The 15,814-nt window shown below is 51.8% G+C and carries 12 protein-coding genes; 11 read left to right on the top strand and 1 reads right to left on the bottom strand.

Features of this window, described 5'->3' with window-relative positions; translation table 11 throughout:
• Positions 1-54: 54 nt before the first annotated feature.
• Positions 55-1,224, bottom strand: coding sequence for a PcfJ domain-containing protein (locus A8B84_RS05185; RefSeq protein WP_064228146.1), 1,170 nt, complete (start codon positions 1,222-1,224; stop codon positions 55-57).
• Positions 1,225-1,376: 152 nt separating this feature from the next.
• Between A8B84_RS05185 and A8B84_RS05180 the strand changes: the two genes are divergently transcribed.
• The 11 genes from A8B84_RS05180 to A8B84_RS05130 all read left to right on the top strand — a co-directional run bounded on the left by A8B84_RS05180 (position 1,377) and on the right by A8B84_RS05130 (position 15,788).
• Positions 1,377-1,904 (top strand): hypothetical protein, encoded by a 528-nt coding sequence (locus A8B84_RS05180; RefSeq protein WP_064228147.1) that lies wholly within the window; start codon positions 1,377-1,379, stop codon positions 1,902-1,904.
• Between the two features lie 4 nt (positions 1,905-1,908).
• Positions 1,909-2,562, top strand: coding sequence for a hypothetical protein (locus A8B84_RS05175; RefSeq protein WP_064228148.1), 654 nt, complete (start codon positions 1,909-1,911; stop codon positions 2,560-2,562).
• A 516-nt stretch (positions 2,563-3,078) separates the two neighbouring features.
• Positions 3,079-3,333 (top strand): hypothetical protein, encoded by a 255-nt coding sequence (locus A8B84_RS05170; RefSeq protein ID WP_138103098.1) that lies wholly within the window; start codon positions 3,079-3,081, stop codon positions 3,331-3,333.
• Positions 3,330-3,977: a hypothetical protein gene (locus A8B84_RS05165; protein ID WP_064228150.1), complete on the top strand. Its 648-nt coding sequence runs from the start codon at positions 3,330-3,332 to the stop codon at positions 3,975-3,977. Before A8B84_RS05170 ends, A8B84_RS05165 begins: the two co-directional genes overlap by 4 nt.
• Positions 3,978-3,997: 20 nt before the next feature.
• Positions 3,998-4,933, top strand: a complete 936-nt coding sequence (locus A8B84_RS05160) for a metallophosphoesterase (RefSeq protein ID WP_064228151.1) — start codon at positions 3,998-4,000, stop codon at positions 4,931-4,933.
• 29 nt (positions 4,934-4,962) lie between these two features.
• Complete coding sequence (gene zorA, locus A8B84_RS05155; protein ID WP_064228152.1) at positions 4,963-6,999, top strand: anti-phage ZorAB system protein ZorA; 2,037 nt, start codon at positions 4,963-4,965, stop codon at positions 6,997-6,999.
• Complete coding sequence (locus A8B84_RS05150) at positions 6,999-7,790, top strand: flagellar motor protein MotB (RefSeq protein WP_138103100.1); 792 nt, start codon at positions 6,999-7,001, stop codon at positions 7,788-7,790. The genes zorA and A8B84_RS05150 overlap by 1 nt, the downstream gene beginning before the upstream one ends.
• Positions 7,787-9,712, top strand: a complete 1,926-nt coding sequence (locus tag A8B84_RS05145) for an EH signature domain-containing protein (RefSeq protein WP_064228153.1) — start codon at positions 7,787-7,789, stop codon at positions 9,710-9,712. The genes A8B84_RS05150 and A8B84_RS05145 overlap by 4 nt, the downstream gene beginning before the upstream one ends.
• A gap of 12 nt (positions 9,713-9,724) precedes the next feature.
• A complete protein-coding gene (locus tag A8B84_RS05140; RefSeq protein ID WP_064228154.1) occupies positions 9,725-12,757 on the top strand; it encodes a DEAD/DEAH box helicase in 3,033 nt (1,010 codons plus the stop codon).
• 168 nt (positions 12,758-12,925) lie between these two features.
• Positions 12,926-15,394, top strand: coding sequence for a type I restriction-modification system subunit M (locus A8B84_RS05135; RefSeq protein ID WP_064228155.1), 2,469 nt, complete (start codon positions 12,926-12,928; stop codon positions 15,392-15,394).
• Positions 15,384-15,788 carry a hypothetical protein gene (locus A8B84_RS05130; RefSeq protein ID WP_064228156.1) on the top strand — a complete coding sequence of 135 codons (405 nt, stop codon included), beginning with the start codon at positions 15,384-15,386 and terminating at the stop codon, positions 15,786-15,788. The genes A8B84_RS05135 and A8B84_RS05130 overlap by 11 nt, the downstream gene beginning before the upstream one ends.
• The last annotated feature ends 26 nt before the right edge of the window (positions 15,789-15,814 follow it).

Below are 15,814 nucleotides of genomic sequence, written 5' to 3'. Positions count from 1 at the left end.
ATCTGCTCATCACCTTCCTCTCAAACGCAGTGGAGTGATGAGCTGATCAAGGCTCTAAAACTCCACCCAGCGTCGCACTATTTCCAGAGCTCCTGCTGAAGGGCTTGCGTTGCAGTAGCCTCTTACCTCACCAACGATCCACTCGTCGCTCTTTTTTTCAAGGGAAATCGTCAGTCGTTCCGGTTGAACCATGCGATAGATGAACACATGCCCGTCAGCGACATGATTGTCATAACTACCGACACAGTGGTGCATCAAGGCCCCTTCTTCCAATAGGTCCAACCAGGAGCTTAGCGGCTCTATGCCATCAATGGCCGGCAAAGGAGTTGGCGGATAATCACCGTGCTCTGCTTTCAGACGCTCGGAAAGTAGGGCGCGATAGGCTGCAGGATCTTTTCCGTGGTCGCGGTTGAATCGCTCGACAAGTTTGTCGTGCAGGTCCTGTAACGATTGTTTGGATGTGACTCCCGTAAGAACGTCTTCATTACCTCTTGCCAAATTCCTTGTGTCTCGAATCATCCGGCACACCCAGTTAATGTCCTGCGCGGAAGAGTGCCCATCAATCAGGTTTAGCATGCATGGATCAATTCGATGCTGAAGGCGAAGCAGAAAACGAAGATGGTTAAGGTGGAGCCTAGGGTGATGTCTAAGTAGGGCCAAAAACTCAGGCTTGCCAAGAGCCTCAGTGACATCCTCAAGTTCCCAAGGAAGAAGGGGGGATAGTGCTATTCGCCTAATAAGGCGGGCCAGCGAAGGGCTCCCAGGGAGTCCCATGCGTTCAAGAATATCCGTGCGTTTGAGGCCGAGCAGGTCCTCAAATTGATAAGTGGAAGAGGAGTTTTTGCGGGCAAACTCAACCAAGAGAATAAACAGCAGTGGTGCATCTCTTGCCAATTGAAGGGCCGCGTCAGATACCGCACACGCCTGACACAACTCAAAATCGATAGCGGGCATGAATCTGGCCACCCTCGCGACCTCCAACGGAATCTGCTCCGCGAGCCCGCTTCCTTCTTTATCTTTTAGAGTGAAAACAGGAAGTCCCGGCGCTTGAAGAAAGCTCCCCTGGGCGATGACTGCTGTGCGATTGTGGCTGAGCCAGTTTAGAGGCTGCTTCGCTTGCCAACCATAAACCACCAAGTGGATCTCGTAACCAAGGATTGAGCTCAAATCGAAGAAGAGCCGACGGGGGCCCGGTTTGCGTGTTGTTTGCGTGTCCAGTTGCACAACTGATCCTCACCTAGTGAATATACGATCGGAGTTGTAACGATCCATGGATTACTCAGAGCCATCTATTTCAATCTACGAATTAATAGCGACAATCCTTGTCGTCTTCTGAGATTAAAGTGCCTCCTTGGAAACGCCTTAGGAAGCGGAGCATGCGAGGGATTGTGGAGCATTCGTTGGTATTCGTGGGGCCGGAAGGATTAACGGTTGCTCTTCCTTCAGTCCCTCCGGTTGGCACCCGAGGGAAGCGAGCCCAGGCACCTTTTTTGGTTTACAGTTTCAGCTCGTTAGTTAGAGAAATGGCGCCACCTTATGACTACGACCGATTTGCCGACTTCGTATGTCAGAGTGTTCTTCCTGATATCGATAGCTTGGCGGCAGATAACGGATTGCTGGTGGTTCTGTGTCACGATAATGAAACCAGGTTGATCCCGCTTGCGGTTTGGGGTGGCGTCGGACAGATGGCGAGGTTTTCGATCATACTCTGTATGGTTTCAGCGGATACTACGGATACCTTTAAGCGAATCGAAATGCCGGTTGCGTACAAGGCAAAAAAGTTTGCTGCCATCGCGTGTGGATCATGTGAAATGGAACGAATCGCGAATAGGATTATTAGCTTTGTTAGAAAATCACCTTGGGGTATAAGCCTCCCACTGTTGATGAGCGAACTTGGAGATTAATGTTATGGATCAACATCCAGTTGTTACGGCGGACTACCCGGAAAACCTCATAGGTGGAATTATGATATGCGGTTACAACTTCGGGTTTTCATCAAAGGATCATGACGATGAAGAAGAGGGGGTAACGGCCGAGCAATCTGCGCCGTCCTTTTTCTCGGACGCAAAAGTGAATAACACTCTATTTCGCAACCGCCTGCTAACATGGCTGAATAATTGGGGGCGACCAATGGAGACTGACGCTTCAAGAATTGGAGAATATGAGCACTCGTTCTTCCAGACCAACTGGCTCGCCACTCAAACCAATACAATTGCTGAAGATAAGATTACTGTCGACAAGCTGGTTGCGGAGTCCGATGGCATCCTATCCCTCATCGAAGATCGAAAGCCCCGCCTGATTATCTTCACAGGCAGTGACCTGATCGAAGCTTTGAATGATATACGAATTCGTGAGCGTGTTGAGTCTATTCTCGGGCCAAGGCCCGGAAATGCTGAGGTGTTTCGGTCAGACGTTCCAGTTGGGAAGACAAAATTTAAGCTTTTGAAACAGGACTTCCCAAGCGCAACTGTTATTTCTGTGCCTCATGCTACAGGAACCAGAGGCCTGAGCGATGAGTATATGGCAGGTTTTCGAGAGGTGGTGCGCGGTCTGCTCAGTTAATTTCGCCCGTTGGGAGATGGCAGGGCAACGTTCCCGTTACAATAATAATTCTTTTATTCATTGGATGGAGCAACGCTTTTCCGCTTCACTATAAGCCACCTCACAGCTAGTCTGACATGCCGGAAGTCCATTGGGAGCTAAGGTTGGCACGCCAAGCTCCTTCCGACGAGCATCCGCGCGTTGCGTATATTCCTCACTCATAGGGTTAATACCTCGTCGACGATCTTTCGCGTCCGCAATTGAATCCATCATGTGGTCGTATTCCTCTGGAAAGAGTTCAAAGTGAATCTCCTTTGCCAACGCCTCAACTCTACGTTGCTGCTCAAACTCCTTTAGCTCTTCCTACGATAGGTTTTCGTAGGCTTCGCGCAGTTTCCTGGATTCTTCCTTCTTTGCTTTGTTCATGAACTTTTCTCCTTCTTCTTGGGCTTACTGAAAAGAATACAAGAATCAAGCGACGTAATCTGTCGTACCCACCGGCGATGATGATCTAGAAAGAGCGGGAGGATGAACATAATGTCCGGATACACCAAAGATCAAATTTCCCAGGCCCTGTTTGAAGCGGACCCGATGAACACCTGCTGCAAAGAAAACGACTGTATCGATGAGTACGACGGAATCGCTGAAGCCATCAGTGCAAGACTTCTAAAAGGCGATAACCTGGAGCAAGCCATGATCGCAGAGATCTCGGAGTGGTTTTTCGATGATGGCCGGTTTGACGTAGACCGCCTAAAACCAGTGCTGGAGCTCATTAGGGAGGGGGATAAATGATCGACAACTTCAAAACAGATCTGGTTTTGCGAGTAGCGGCCATGCCTCATGAAGAGATCCTCAGGGCTATGGGCTATCAGAGGCCGACCTCTGCGAATTTGGAACGCCTGCAGTCTGTGCTCGAAAATCCAGAATTCGGCCTGAACGATAGCGGTTTCGACTTCAAATACAGTAGCGAAGGCTTCCTTAGAGCGCTTTGTGTTGTCACTGGAATGGATATGGCTTTGGCTGACCAACGTATCAGCCGGCTCAAGAAATATCTGGATGAGGAGCGTGAGGCCTTCAAGCCTTACCTCTGGGTGGACACCGGCTTCAAGCGCAGAAGTGAGCCTCTGTTCGCGCTAGCTGTCTGCGAACATCAGCGCAATCTGGACTTTACGAAGGGCTTCTGGCGCCTTTCTATCGACCGGCAATTGGGCCGCGCCCAGTGCCGTGTCCGCGAACATGTCTATGAAACCGGTGGCGAGCTTGGAATCTGGGGACATATCAAGCAGTATTGGTTTTATTACAAAAAGAACGCAGCCTATCTATTGGCCTTGAATGGCGAGGTGATTGGCAAGCACCAAGGACCTGTGCCCAACCAGGCAATTGGAACTAGAGAGTTGAATGTTATTTCTCTGTCGACCCGAGAAGCCCAGCAGTAATGCCTAAGGAAGCAGTAACGATGTACGACCTGATTGGTGATATCCACGGCCACGCTTCTGAACTTGAAGCCCTGCTTTCCAAAATGGACTATGTGGACAAGGGCGGCGTTTGGCAGCATCCCGATCGCAAAGTGATCTTCTTGGGGGACTTTGTCGACCGGGGCCCTGAACAGGTGGAAACCGTCAACATAGCCCGCTCTATGGTTGAGAAGGGTAAGGCTCTGGCCGTGATGGGCAATCACGAATTCAATGCCGTAGCTTGGGCAACTGAAGACCCACAGAATCCTGGCAATTATCTCCGTCCTCATATTGAGAAAAATCTGAAGCAGCATAGAGCGTTTCTGGAGCAAGTCGGTGAGGGCAGCGAACTACATCAAAGCATGATCAAGTGGTTCAAAACCCTGCCCGTGTATCTGGACCTTCCCGAATTCCGCGTAGTGCATGCCTGCTGGCACGGTGAACACGTTTCAGCGATGGCCAAATACACCGATTCAAGCAACCGCCTGTTACAAGAATCTTGGGCAGATGCGAGCCGAAAAGGCTCTGAAGCTTATGAGGCGATCGAAACGTTGCTTAAAGGCCTGGAGATTCCGCTGCCTGGCGATCATTACTTTTTCGATAAGGACAAAAACAAGCGCACCAACATCCGTGCTGAATGGTGGCGGCAGGGTGAGTTTACCTACCGTGATCTGGCCATGGTGCCGGGGGACGCAATCGATCAGATTCCGCACTTACCGGTGGCGTCTCATATTTTGCCGGGATACGACGGCGAAAAGCCGGTTTTCGTCGGCCATTACTGGATGAGTGGGGAGCCTGCGCCACTCACTGATCAGGTCGCTTGCCTGGATTTTAGTATTGCAGGTGGTTCCAACGGAAAGCTGTGTGCCTATCGTTGGAGGGGTGAGCCGGAACTTGAGCAGGAAAATTTCTGCTACGTTGAACGGCTAGCTCGCTAAAATTTTTTAGAGTGCAACAAGGAACCAAAATGGAATTTGTCAGTTTACTCGAACATCTCCTTCCTAGTTTCTCAAAGCTTTCTGAAGGTTCGCCCCAGGGGTTAGCGACGCTTTTCTGGCTCTTAATGATTGCCATTTTCCTGATTTCTGTTGTCGCAGTAACGCGTCACTTCATTCGTTTTAATGATCGGTTCAAGGCACTCCGGTCACTCATTAGCGATCAGGACAAGCAGTCTCTCGCCGCAAACCGCCGGGAGGTACTGCAGAGGGCTCTCGGACTGAAGCAGGACGAGGTGGGCAAAGTATGGCGCGAGTTTGATGAAAGTCTGGTCGTTTCCGGAGACCAGCGCGCTCTTTTCAATACCCTTGATGCAGACCATTTCTTCAATGCCCGCACCCTTGCTCCCGGGCTGACCGGTAGCCGTTTGTTGGCGGCAGCTCCCAGCTTCCTCGTTGCAATTGGTGTTCTTGGTACTTTCGTGGGCTTGACGGTTGGCCTGGACAGCCTCGATTTAAAGTCTGATTCGGAAATTTCAGTATTACGTAACGGTATTGATCAGCTCATTCAGGGTGCGACGGTCGCCTTCATGACGTCAGTATGGGGTGTCGGGTTGAGTCTACTACTCAACGTGCTCGAGAAGTTCATGGAACGATCAGCGCTGTCAAAAATTAAATACGTGCAGCAGGAAATTGACTTTCTGTACCCGCGAATTCCTGCCGAGCAGTCTTTGGTTCACATTGCAGACAGTAGCCGCGAGAGTAAAGAGGCCCTGCAAGAACTTCATGAGCGCATCGGCGATCGACTTCAGGAAAGTATCAAGGGTGTCTCCGATTCAATGGAAGAAGCCTTTACCACTGCCTTGGATAAAATCATGGCCCCAGCCATAGATTCTCTCGTGACTAACGCAAGCCAGCAATCGACTCAGGCGCTAGAGAGACTCGTGGGTGACTTTGTCGAGGGTGTGAGTGGTGCTGCGAAGGATCAGGGTGCGCAGCTTGAACGGGCCTCTTCCGATGTTAATACAGCGGTGAAAGACATGAGTTCGCAGTTAGGCGAGCTATTCACCAAGTTGAACGAGCAGCAGGAACGTCAGATTGAAAACTCCAGGCAGCAGGCGGCACGATTTGATGAGCAGATAAGCAAAGTTGCTGATTCCTCCTCAGATAGTCAAAAAGCCCTTGAGGAACGCTTTACGCAGCTGATGACCAGCTTTGCTGAGAAAGTCGAGGCGCAGCTGGAGTCTGCTGACCGGCGAAATGAACAAGCTTCCGCCGGGGCTATTGATCGACAGAAAGAGATGGAAAGGGCGTTTTCTGAATTGACGGAAGACATGGTCGGTCGCCTCAACTCACAAATGTCTGCGGCTGATTCCAGAGAGACCGCCCGGCAGGAACGTTTTGCGCAGCAATCCGAAGAGGTTGCGGCACAGCAACAGCATCTCCTGCGAGAGATTGCTGAATCTGTGAAAACGACCCAGCAGCAAAGCATCCAGTTGGCGGAGCAGCATAAAGACGTTCTCAACCAGCTCGGCGAGGTCGCAACGGCCGTTTCAGAGAGTAGCAAGCACATGGACAGTAGCTCTCACCAACTGGGCCTTCTCAGCTCACAGGTTAAACAGGCAACCGATACTCTTGGGACACGAATGACAGAGGTCCTTTCAGTTGTTGAGTCGGCTGGTGAGCAGAATTCGATGCTGTCTGAACGTCTAGGCGAACAGTCGCGTTTGTTGGAGGGGTTGCAGCAATCCATACGAGAGAGCATTGAGCAGTATGGTGAGGCCGCGAAACTCACTAATGAAGGATTCACAGAACTGAAGGATCATCAGCAGGAATGGCTGAGATCGATCAAGACCGAATTCGGCGGATTGTCGGAGAATCTCGCGAACCAGGTTTCTGAAATCGAGAAGCAGGCTGAATCCTGGCTGTCCAATTATTCTTCACAAGTTAATCAACAGATTGAAGATCGGATGGAAAAGTGGAACCAGAGCTCACGCGCTTACGCTGATTCTATGCTCCGGGTTGTTGAGAATATGAACAGCATTCTTGACGAGCTGGAGTCCCGTTAATGGCCTTGCTGCGAACCACCAAATCTTCGTCCGTCGATGAGGAGAATCCGTACTGGATGTCTTTTTCGGACATCATGTCCGGTCTGCTTGTGATCTTTATATTGGCTTCCGTGATTTTGATTCTTCAACTGATGGAGTTGCAGGAACAGGCAGAGCAAGAAAAGGAGAGGCTGCAGGAACAGGTCGTAGAAGTCGAGGAAGAGATTAGCCTGCTGCGAAAAGCAGAGGAGGTTAGAAAAAATATTCTGACCGAGGCGGCACAGATTCTTCAGGAACGGGGAATCCAGGTTGAAGTCAGCGAGAACAGTACTGTACTCAGAATCCCGAATCAGCTGCTGGGGTTTGATTCAGGCGATGATGAAATTGGTCAGCAATATAGAAATACGGCCTACGAAATCGGCGAGGTGCTTCACCAATTGATCTCGAAAGAAGATCGGTCCCAATATCTGGACACCGTGTTCGTTGAAGGGCATACCGACAGTGTTCCTTTCAATGCCAGACCCTGTGGCGTCAAAGGCAACTGGTGCTTGTCTACCTTCCGCGCAATTTCTCTGTGGCAACTGTGGGAGCAGGTGTTGCCAGAAGCTCAAAAGCTCGGGGGCTTGGAAAATGGAGCGGGTAAACCGCTGTTCTCAGTAAGCGGTTACGCCGAAACCAGACCGGTTGTAGAAAACCAGCAGACCGAAGATGACTACAGACAGAACCGCCGCATCGACATCCGTTTTACCATCCGTCGGCCCAGTAGCGAGGACTATGAAAAAGTCAGGGACAAGGTGAAGTTGACGCAATGAAACTGCCGCAGACTCCTCAACCCAAAATGGACTGGCCGGATCACGTTGAATCTGGCTGGTCCGCGCTTCTTGAGAGGGCTGAAAAGTTCGCTAAGTCTGCGGGAAGCGGTGGTGCATTCGATTCCACTTGTCGGCGTATCGAGAAGTCTGTCGAGAGTGGTAATTTCCGGGATCTGTATGACGCGCTCAACAAAAGAATAGGTGCCCGAGCATTAACCTGGCTTTGGTGCAATAACGATAAAATTCTGAGACGGGGGTGTACCTCTGACGTCCTGGAAACTCTGGTTGATCGTCAAGAGCCGAGGCTCACCCGCACTACTTTTCTGCAATTATGCCAGCTGTACTTTCAGAGGTTTGATCAGCTGGAAAACCTTGAACAAGGCCTGTTCGAGACACTTGAATCCGTACTTTTGGATCAATGCAAAAGAATACCTCGACACGAACATAGTCGAACGTCCCGTGATCCCGTCGCCTCAGTTCAAGAGAATATCGACTGGCTGGTGGGTATTGACGGCCCGGCCCGTTTTTCTCAGCGTGTCCGTGACAGTGGAGAAGAGCTGGAACAGACGTTCTCATCCCTCGGCCTCGTCGGCTACGACGAGGGGCGCTATGGCGACCTCTGTCGGGCTCATTACTACATCGAGACCCTGAAAGAAGTAAAAGTGGGCAAGCGCGACCCGATTTTCGATGAGCTGCTTAAACCAAGTGTAAATCGCGCGCCTTTCGGCAACCGCAAACGCATAGGCCATGCCGCTTTGGAGGTCCTCATAGATCGCGCGGGCTCAGAGGTTTCAGAGGACTGGCAAGACTTTGTGTTAGGTGTTGCCGGCGATCCTCGGATCAAGAGCTCCAGCAAAGCCTACCAGGAGTGGTGGAAGCCGCTGGGAGAGGCTCGCATAGCGAAAGTTAGAAGTTGGCTCTCCCGAGAGGATCTCAAGCTCTTTCTCCAGGCTCTGGAGCAATACGGCATCGAGGAGAATAAGGCCGATCTGCAGAGAATGTTCCCTGCTCGAAAGCGCTTCCTTGAGGGCCTTTACAATCAAGGTTTGATCCACAACACGCGCTTGATGTTGGGCAGAAAGGCAGAGGGCATCGTCAAGCGGTTGCTGGGCGATGAAATCAAAACGAACTTCGCAACACTAGACGGGGGTCTGGCGGACAAAGCCATCATCTATGTGGATTGCGGCGATTTTCACCTGGTAGAAGGGTCCCACAGTTTCAAGATTTGGGTGTATCTTGCAACACCCGGCAAGATCGTTCCCTCTTATGATTTTTCTTCGTTTACTCATGGTGAGCTTACCCACATAACGCCCGCTCAGTATAAAGCAATGTACGACCTCCCTTACGAGGCGGTGACACACAACGGCACATGGCAATCCAAGGTGATCAATTTCCTTGCCGACCATGGCATTGAACTGGACATAGAGGCACTCCTTAGCAATGCGGAGTACAAAGGGCATCTCGCCAGTTTTGGTTATCCGGTTGCCAGAACAGCCAAAGTTCAGGTTCCGGAAGCGAGGGAGCTGCCACCACATCTGGAAGTGACGGCCCGCCAGAGGGTGCCGAAGCGGACACCGCCGCGATTTGAAGACCTTTTTTCAGAACGTAGGCCAGCGTCCGCCGCTGACAGGTTCTTGCAGGGGAGAATGCGAAATACTGAGCACGCCAGTAAGGATAAGCCTTCGCATCGGCAACCCGAATCGCCTCAGGCGGCGATTCGCAATCTGACGGATCAGCAGAAAACCGTGATGGGATACCTGGCACATAATCCGGACGCAAAGGCGAGACATGTCGCGACGTTGCTAGGCTTCACTTTGAGAGATCTTGTTGCCATGTTTTCCGGGCCCTTGGGGCCCTATGTAAAAAGAAAAGACATGCATACATGGGTTGTTAAGCCAGAATTTATCGATCAGTTTAAATAAAAAAGGGATTTTATGGCGTTACTCGACCTCCTCAGATCAATGGTTTCCGGTGAAAAAGACGATGTCTCTGATCAGGCTGGATTTGATCTGAGAGCAGATTCCACAGGCGTTCTGTTCTTTGTTGAGCCGGAAAAATTCAAGGAATTGACGCTCGGCCGAGGTAAAGCGCTCCAAAAAATGCAGCTCATTGCCCTTCGTATGCTCGAAGAACAGGGGCTCGCAGAACCGATGGCCAACGGCTTTCACATCAACGCAGAGGACATCGCCGGGCTCGATGATGAGCAGGCCGAAGTTCTTAATCTACCTCCACGATTTTCAGGCGGGTTTGAAACCGATATAAGCGGCCGCACTGGCAACAGCGGGTTTCGGGTCAATGCGACCGCAGCGGTTGACGGCCACAGTGTGCCTTTCACCCGAAAAGGTCCATTTCTCTACCTGACCTCTACCGAGAAATACCGCCTGACGGCCCCGGAACTTTTTGCCCTTCAGGCCCTAGAGCATCACCAGAAAATGCTCCCGGATGATCGTGGAGAAGGCGCAAACCTGCGTTTAATGGCCGAGCTGCAGACCGCACAGCGCAATGGCATGAACCTGGACCTTGGGCATTTCCAGAAGCTCGATGTCGCCGTGCCCGAGGGTATTGGTGTTGTCGCAACCCGAATGCCGGACGGCAGCCTGTTTCTCAGCCCAAGCACTGGCGACGGGGCGACACCAGAGGAATTGGGCAAGCGATGGGATCAGCTTGATTTCGATTCTGAAACCGGTGGCGCGCTTCGTATAGGAAAACGAGTTGTTCTTCTGGAGCCTGAAAAAGTCCGGGCCGTTAAAGAGGTGTTTGGCAACCGTCGCATTCCGGCCGACAAAGTGCAGGAGTTCATAGAGACTCCAGGAGCCTTTCTGGACGCATCCTTGGTTAATCTGGAGCTTGGTTTTTCCGTTCGTGTTGAAGGCGTGGGAAAGCTTCAGCACATGGAATTCGGGGAAGCAGATGCGAAAAAGCAGGACTGGTTTGCGCTCGACAAGTTGCCTGCGCCACCGGAATCGCTCCCCAAAGTCATCCAGTCAGAAGAGGAACTTTCGCAGTTCCAGGAAGCCGTGGAAGCAGCGTGGGGGCAAGGCGCGGATACCCTATCCTTTAACGGTGAAACCATTGACGTCTCCAATCGCGAAGCCGTCTCCACCCAACTTGAGAAAATCACCGACAACCTTCGGAATCCAAAAGCCATTGATGGGCCGGAAGAAGACGATACCCCTGTCAGTAAAGAGAAACTCAGTCTGGTATTGAAAGAAGCGGAAGAGCTTCATGAGGAGCTGCGCAACAAGGCCAAAGAATCCTCGGGTAAAGCAGAACCAGACTGGGCCATGTATGCAAGGCAGCCCTTTCCCCACCAGAAAGAGGGCATCCGGTGGATGCTCGACCTTATTGAGCAGGCCCGCAATGAAAAAGCGGATGAATTCTACCGCCTCCAAGGGGCGTTGCTGGCAGACGATATGGGGTTAGGCAAAACCTACATGGGTCTTGTCGCAGTCGGAGAGTATCTGCGAAGGCAGAAAGAATCCGGCAAGCAGCAAAAGCCGATATTGGTGGTTGCGCCGCTCAGCCTCCTTGAAAACTGGGAGGACGAAGTTGACGTCACCTACAATGGTATTCCATTCAAAGACATCGTGGTTCTTCAGTCTGGCCGGGATCTGGCCAAGTATCGCGTCAAAGGTGAGAAACGCGAAGCGGCCCAGATGGCGGAAATTCTCGATAACGATCAGGTGCTAGATGAGGACGCCATAAAGTACGCACTGCATATCGGCCCGGACGCCGGCACCAAGCGGTTGGATACGGAACGCAGGCTGGTGCTTGCAACGTATCAGACGCTTCGCGATTACCAGTTCTCACTCTGCCGTATCGATTGGGGCATGGTGATTTTCGACGAAGCCCAGAACATCAAGAACCCAAACACCTTGCAAACCCGAGCGGCCAAAGGCCTCAAGGCAGACTTCAAACTGCTTGCCACGGGTACCCCTGTAGAAAACAGCCTGGGCGACTTCTGGTGCCTGATGGATACGGCGCAGCCCGGGCTGCTGGGCAACTGGACAACCTTCCGCGACACCTGGATAAAGCCCATTCTCGCAGCCGATGAGGATGATCGGGATTCGGTCAGGGCATCGCTGGGGCAAGAATTGCGGGATACCGTGGGGCCATTCATGCTCAGACGGGTGAAGGAAGATCAGTTATCCGGTTTGCCGTCCAAAACCATTCGCTGCGGTGTGCCTCAGCCGGACCAGGGTAACCTCGTGTATAACAAAGAACTCACCAGCATGATGAGCGGGATGCAACTGCGAGCCTACGAGGATGCACTGAAAGGGTATCGTGAGCAGCAGGCCACCGAAGATATGCGCGGCAAAGCGCTGTCCGTCCTTCAGCAATTGAGAGAAATCTCGCTGCACCCCAGACTTCGACACGAATCAGAACTGATGACCAACGACGCCCAATCGGCCAGAAAAATCATGTCGGAATCTGCCAAACTGGCAGTGCTTCTGGCGTCTCTGGATGCGATAAAAAAACGGGGTGAAAAAGTCATCCTGTTCATGGTGACCAAACGACTGCAGAGACTTCTCAAGCTGTGGCTGGATCAGATTTACGGACTGGATATTGCGGTAATTAATGGTGATACCGCCGCCGTATCCAAAAAGTCTGACGTACTCAGCCGCAAACAGCTAATCACAGAGTTTGAGGGCCAGCAGGGTTTCAATGTGCTGATTATGTCTCCAGTGGCAGCGGGTGTTGGCCTGACGGTAGTCGGGGCCAACCACGTGATTCACCTGGAACGGCATTGGAACCCGGCGAAAGAAGCACAGGCGTCAGATCGGGTTTACCGGATTGGGCAAACCAAGCCCGTCAATATTCACTTACCGGCGGTTTTGCACCCGGAGTACGATGCATTTGACGTACATCTGGATCGGTTGCTTCGGGGCAAGTTGATGCTGAAAGATGCGGTCGTGACACCGGAAGCAGTTTCAGAGAATGAAGTAATGAAATCCATGGGTCTGTAATACCGTGATAACAGGCCCCGAACCTACGGGCGTTGTGAAGTAGGGATGGGTTTATGTAAAGAAAGCAGAGTTGTCCGACAGACCCTGATTTAACACGACGTATTCTGTCGCGTCTCGCAAATAAGATTATTAAAGCGACAAATTTCCATATTTCTGAGAGATCATTGAATGGCTATAAAGAAATCCGAACTTTATTCCTCACTCTGGGCGTCCTGTGACGCCCTACGTGGCGGGATGGATGCCTCGCAGTATAAGGACTACGTCCTGTTCATGCTGTTCATTAAATACATCACGGACAAGTATGCAGAGTCGGACCTTTTTGACCCGCCCGTAAAAATTCCCCCGGGTGCCAGCTTCAATGACATGATTAAACTGAAGGGCAAGTCCGACATTGGCGATAAGATCAATACGCAGATCATCCAGCCCTTGATCGAGGCCAATCAGCGACTCGCGCGCAGCGACTTTCCGGATTTCAACGATCCAAACAAGCTGGGCGAGGGTAAGGCGATGGTCGATCGCCTTACCAATCTGATCGGGATCTTCCAGAAGCCAGAGCTAAATTTTGCAAAGAACCGGGCGGAACATGACGACATTCTGGGGGACGCCTACGAATACCTGATGCGTCATTTCGCGACCGAAAGTGGCAAGAGTAAGGGGCAGTTTTACACGCCTTCGGAAGTCAGCCGAATACTGGCCCAGGTGATTGGTATCTCATCCGAGTCAGCCGTTGCGTCCACCACCGCTTACGACCCGACGTGCGGTTCAGGCTCTCTGCTGCTGAAAGTGGCGGCGGAAGCAGGCCTGCGCATTACCCTGGAAGGCCAGGAAAAGGATGTGACGACCGCCGGCCTTGCGCGAATGAACATGATTCTGCACGACTTTCCTACGGCGAACATCGTTCAGGGCGATACGCTCTCGAATCCCAAGTTCAAGGATGGTGAACGGCTGCGCACCTATGATTATGTCGTTGCCAATCCGCCTTTCTCTGACAAAGCCTGGAGCACCGGCCTGACGCCGGAGGACGACCAGTTCCAGCGCTTCGACTGGGGTGTGCCGCCCTCAAAGCAGGGCGATTACGCGTATCTGTTACACGTCATCCGCTCCATGAACAGCACTGGCAAGGGCGCTATCATCCTGCCTCACGGTGTTCTTTTTCGGGGGAATGCGGAGGCAGTTATTCGCAAGCAGCTGGTTCGGTCGGGCTACCTCAAGGGCATCATCGGCCTGCCAGCGAACCTGTTTTATGGCACGGGCATTCCGGCATGCATTTTGGTGTTGGACAAAGAGAATGCGCAGGCCCGAAAAGGCGTATTCATGCTCGACGCTTCGAAAGGCTTCATCAAAGACGGCAACAAAAACCGCCTTCGCGAGCAGGATATCCATCGAATCGTGGATAAGTTCAACAAACAAACCAATCTGCCGGGCTATGGCCGAATGGTGCCGTTTGAGGAAATCGCCAGCGCTAAAAACGACTTCAACCTGAATCTGCCACGCTACATCGACACCAGCGAGCCGGAAGACCTGCACGATATTCATGCCCACCTGAACGGCGGCATCCCTGAGCGGGACATTGACGGTGACCCTGAATCTATCCCACCGGTTCCGGGCCTCGCGGCCTATTGGCGGGTCATGCCCGAACTGCGGAACAGGCTCTTTCAGCCCAACCCGCACCCCGGCTACGCCGACCTTGCGGTGGGAACCTCAGAGATCAAAACCACCATTCTGGAACACCCTGAATTTGCCGTTTTCCGTGAAACGATACAGGGCCTTTTCTCACAATGGCGTGAGCGCAATACGCCTGTCATGAAGGCGTTCGACATCGACAGCAAGCCCAAAGAGCTCATCACAGATATTGGTGAGGATTTGCTGAACACGTTCCGACAGGCGCCGTTGCTGGACCCCTACGATGTTTACCAGCATCTGATGGGCTATTGGGCGGAAGAGCTTCAGGACGATACCTACGAAATCACCGCTGACGGCTGGGTTGCCCAACCGCGTCGCGTGCTGGAGGAAGTCACAAGCGGCAAGAAGAAAGGCCAGATGAAAGATAAGGGCTGGACCTGCGACCTAATACCTAAGCCCTACATCGTCGCCAGTTATTTTGCCAAGGAGCAGGCAGAACTCGACGAGATGCAAGCCGAGCTGGATGCTCTCAACGCAAAGCAGACAGAGCTGGAAGAAGAGCATGGCGGCGAAGAGGAAGCTTTTGGCGACCTCGAGAAAATTAACAAGGGCGAAGTGACCAAACTCTGGAAAGAAATCAAAGATGATCCTGAGAGCCGGGAAGAGGCAAATATAGCCAAACAATGGCTGGCGCTGGATAAGCAGCAGACAGACCTTAAAAAGCGCATCAAGGAAGCGGATCTCAAGCTGGATAAATTGGCTTACGGTCATTACGAGAAGCTGAGTGTGGACGAGATCAAAACGCTCGTGGTGAATGATAAATGGCTCGCTGCTTTGGAACTTTCGGTTAAGAATCAACTTGATTACGTTTCACAGATCTTGACCGGGCGTGTCCGTCAACTGGCGGTTCGTTACATGCACACAGCGCCAGAAATGGCCCAAAGAGTCAAAGATTTGTCTTTAAAAGTGCAAGGGCATCTCGAGAAAATGGGATTCAATTCAAATGAGTTATGAAGAGCAAGCCCTGCAATATGTGGTTCCCGCCTCTGGAGCAGAAGAGTCAGAGCCGAATATACCGAACGGCTTTAAAATGACCGAAGTAGGGTTGCTGCCTCAAGATTGGGATGTAAAGTCGCTCTCACAACTTGGAAGTTTTAAAAACGGGATCAATAAGTCTTCAGAAGATTTTGGTTATGGGCACCCGTTCTTGAACTTGATGGATGTTTTTGGAGTTCCGTCTTTCAAGCGGGAAATCGAACATCTCGATCTGGTGAATTCCTCGAAGGCCGAGAGAGAGCTATTTACGTTGTGTAGCGGAGATGTTTTGTTTGTTCGCTCCTCGGTGAAACCATCCGGTGTGGGTCTCACGACGCTTATACCGGAGGATCTTCCCTATGTGTCAGCGTAGTTGTCGCCTGAATATTTCAGAGGACA

Origin of the sequence: Marinobacter sp. EhC06, assembly GCF_001650915.1 — a bacterium.
Taxonomy (GTDB): domain Bacteria; phylum Pseudomonadota; class Gammaproteobacteria; order Pseudomonadales; family Oleiphilaceae; genus Marinobacter.
This window is presented reverse-complemented; position numbering and strand designations above follow the sequence as displayed.

Excerpts from the sequence above, each read along its gene's own strand:
- A8B84_RS05130 (WP_064228156.1), top strand. The coding sequence starts at position 15,384 with ATGAGTTATGAAGAGCAAGCCCTGCAATATGTGGTTCCCGCCTCTGGA.
- A8B84_RS05145 (WP_064228153.1), top strand. The coding sequence starts at position 7,787 with ATGAAACTGCCGCAGACTCCTCAACCCAAAATGGACTGGCCGGATCAC.
- A8B84_RS05175 (WP_064228148.1), top strand. The coding sequence starts at position 1,909 with ATGGATCAACATCCAGTTGTTACGGCGGACTACCCGGAAAACCTCATA.
- A8B84_RS05170 (WP_138103098.1), top strand. The coding sequence starts at position 3,079 with ATGTCCGGATACACCAAAGATCAAATTTCCCAGGCCCTGTTTGAAGCG.
- A8B84_RS05140 (WP_064228154.1), top strand. The coding sequence starts at position 9,725 with ATGGCGTTACTCGACCTCCTCAGATCAATGGTTTCCGGTGAAAAAGAC.
- A8B84_RS05165 (WP_064228150.1), top strand. The coding sequence starts at position 3,330 with ATGATCGACAACTTCAAAACAGATCTGGTTTTGCGAGTAGCGGCCATG.
- A8B84_RS05180 (WP_064228147.1), top strand. The coding sequence starts at position 1,377 with ATGCGAGGGATTGTGGAGCATTCGTTGGTATTCGTGGGGCCGGAAGGA.
- A8B84_RS05135 (WP_064228155.1), top strand. The coding sequence starts at position 12,926 with ATGGCTATAAAGAAATCCGAACTTTATTCCTCACTCTGGGCGTCCTGT.
- A8B84_RS05160 (WP_064228151.1), top strand. The coding sequence starts at position 3,998 with ATGTACGACCTGATTGGTGATATCCACGGCCACGCTTCTGAACTTGAA.
- A8B84_RS05150 (WP_138103100.1), top strand. The coding sequence starts at position 6,999 with ATGGCCTTGCTGCGAACCACCAAATCTTCGTCCGTCGATGAGGAGAAT.
- zorA (WP_064228152.1), top strand. The coding sequence starts at position 4,963 with ATGGAATTTGTCAGTTTACTCGAACATCTCCTTCCTAGTTTCTCAAAG.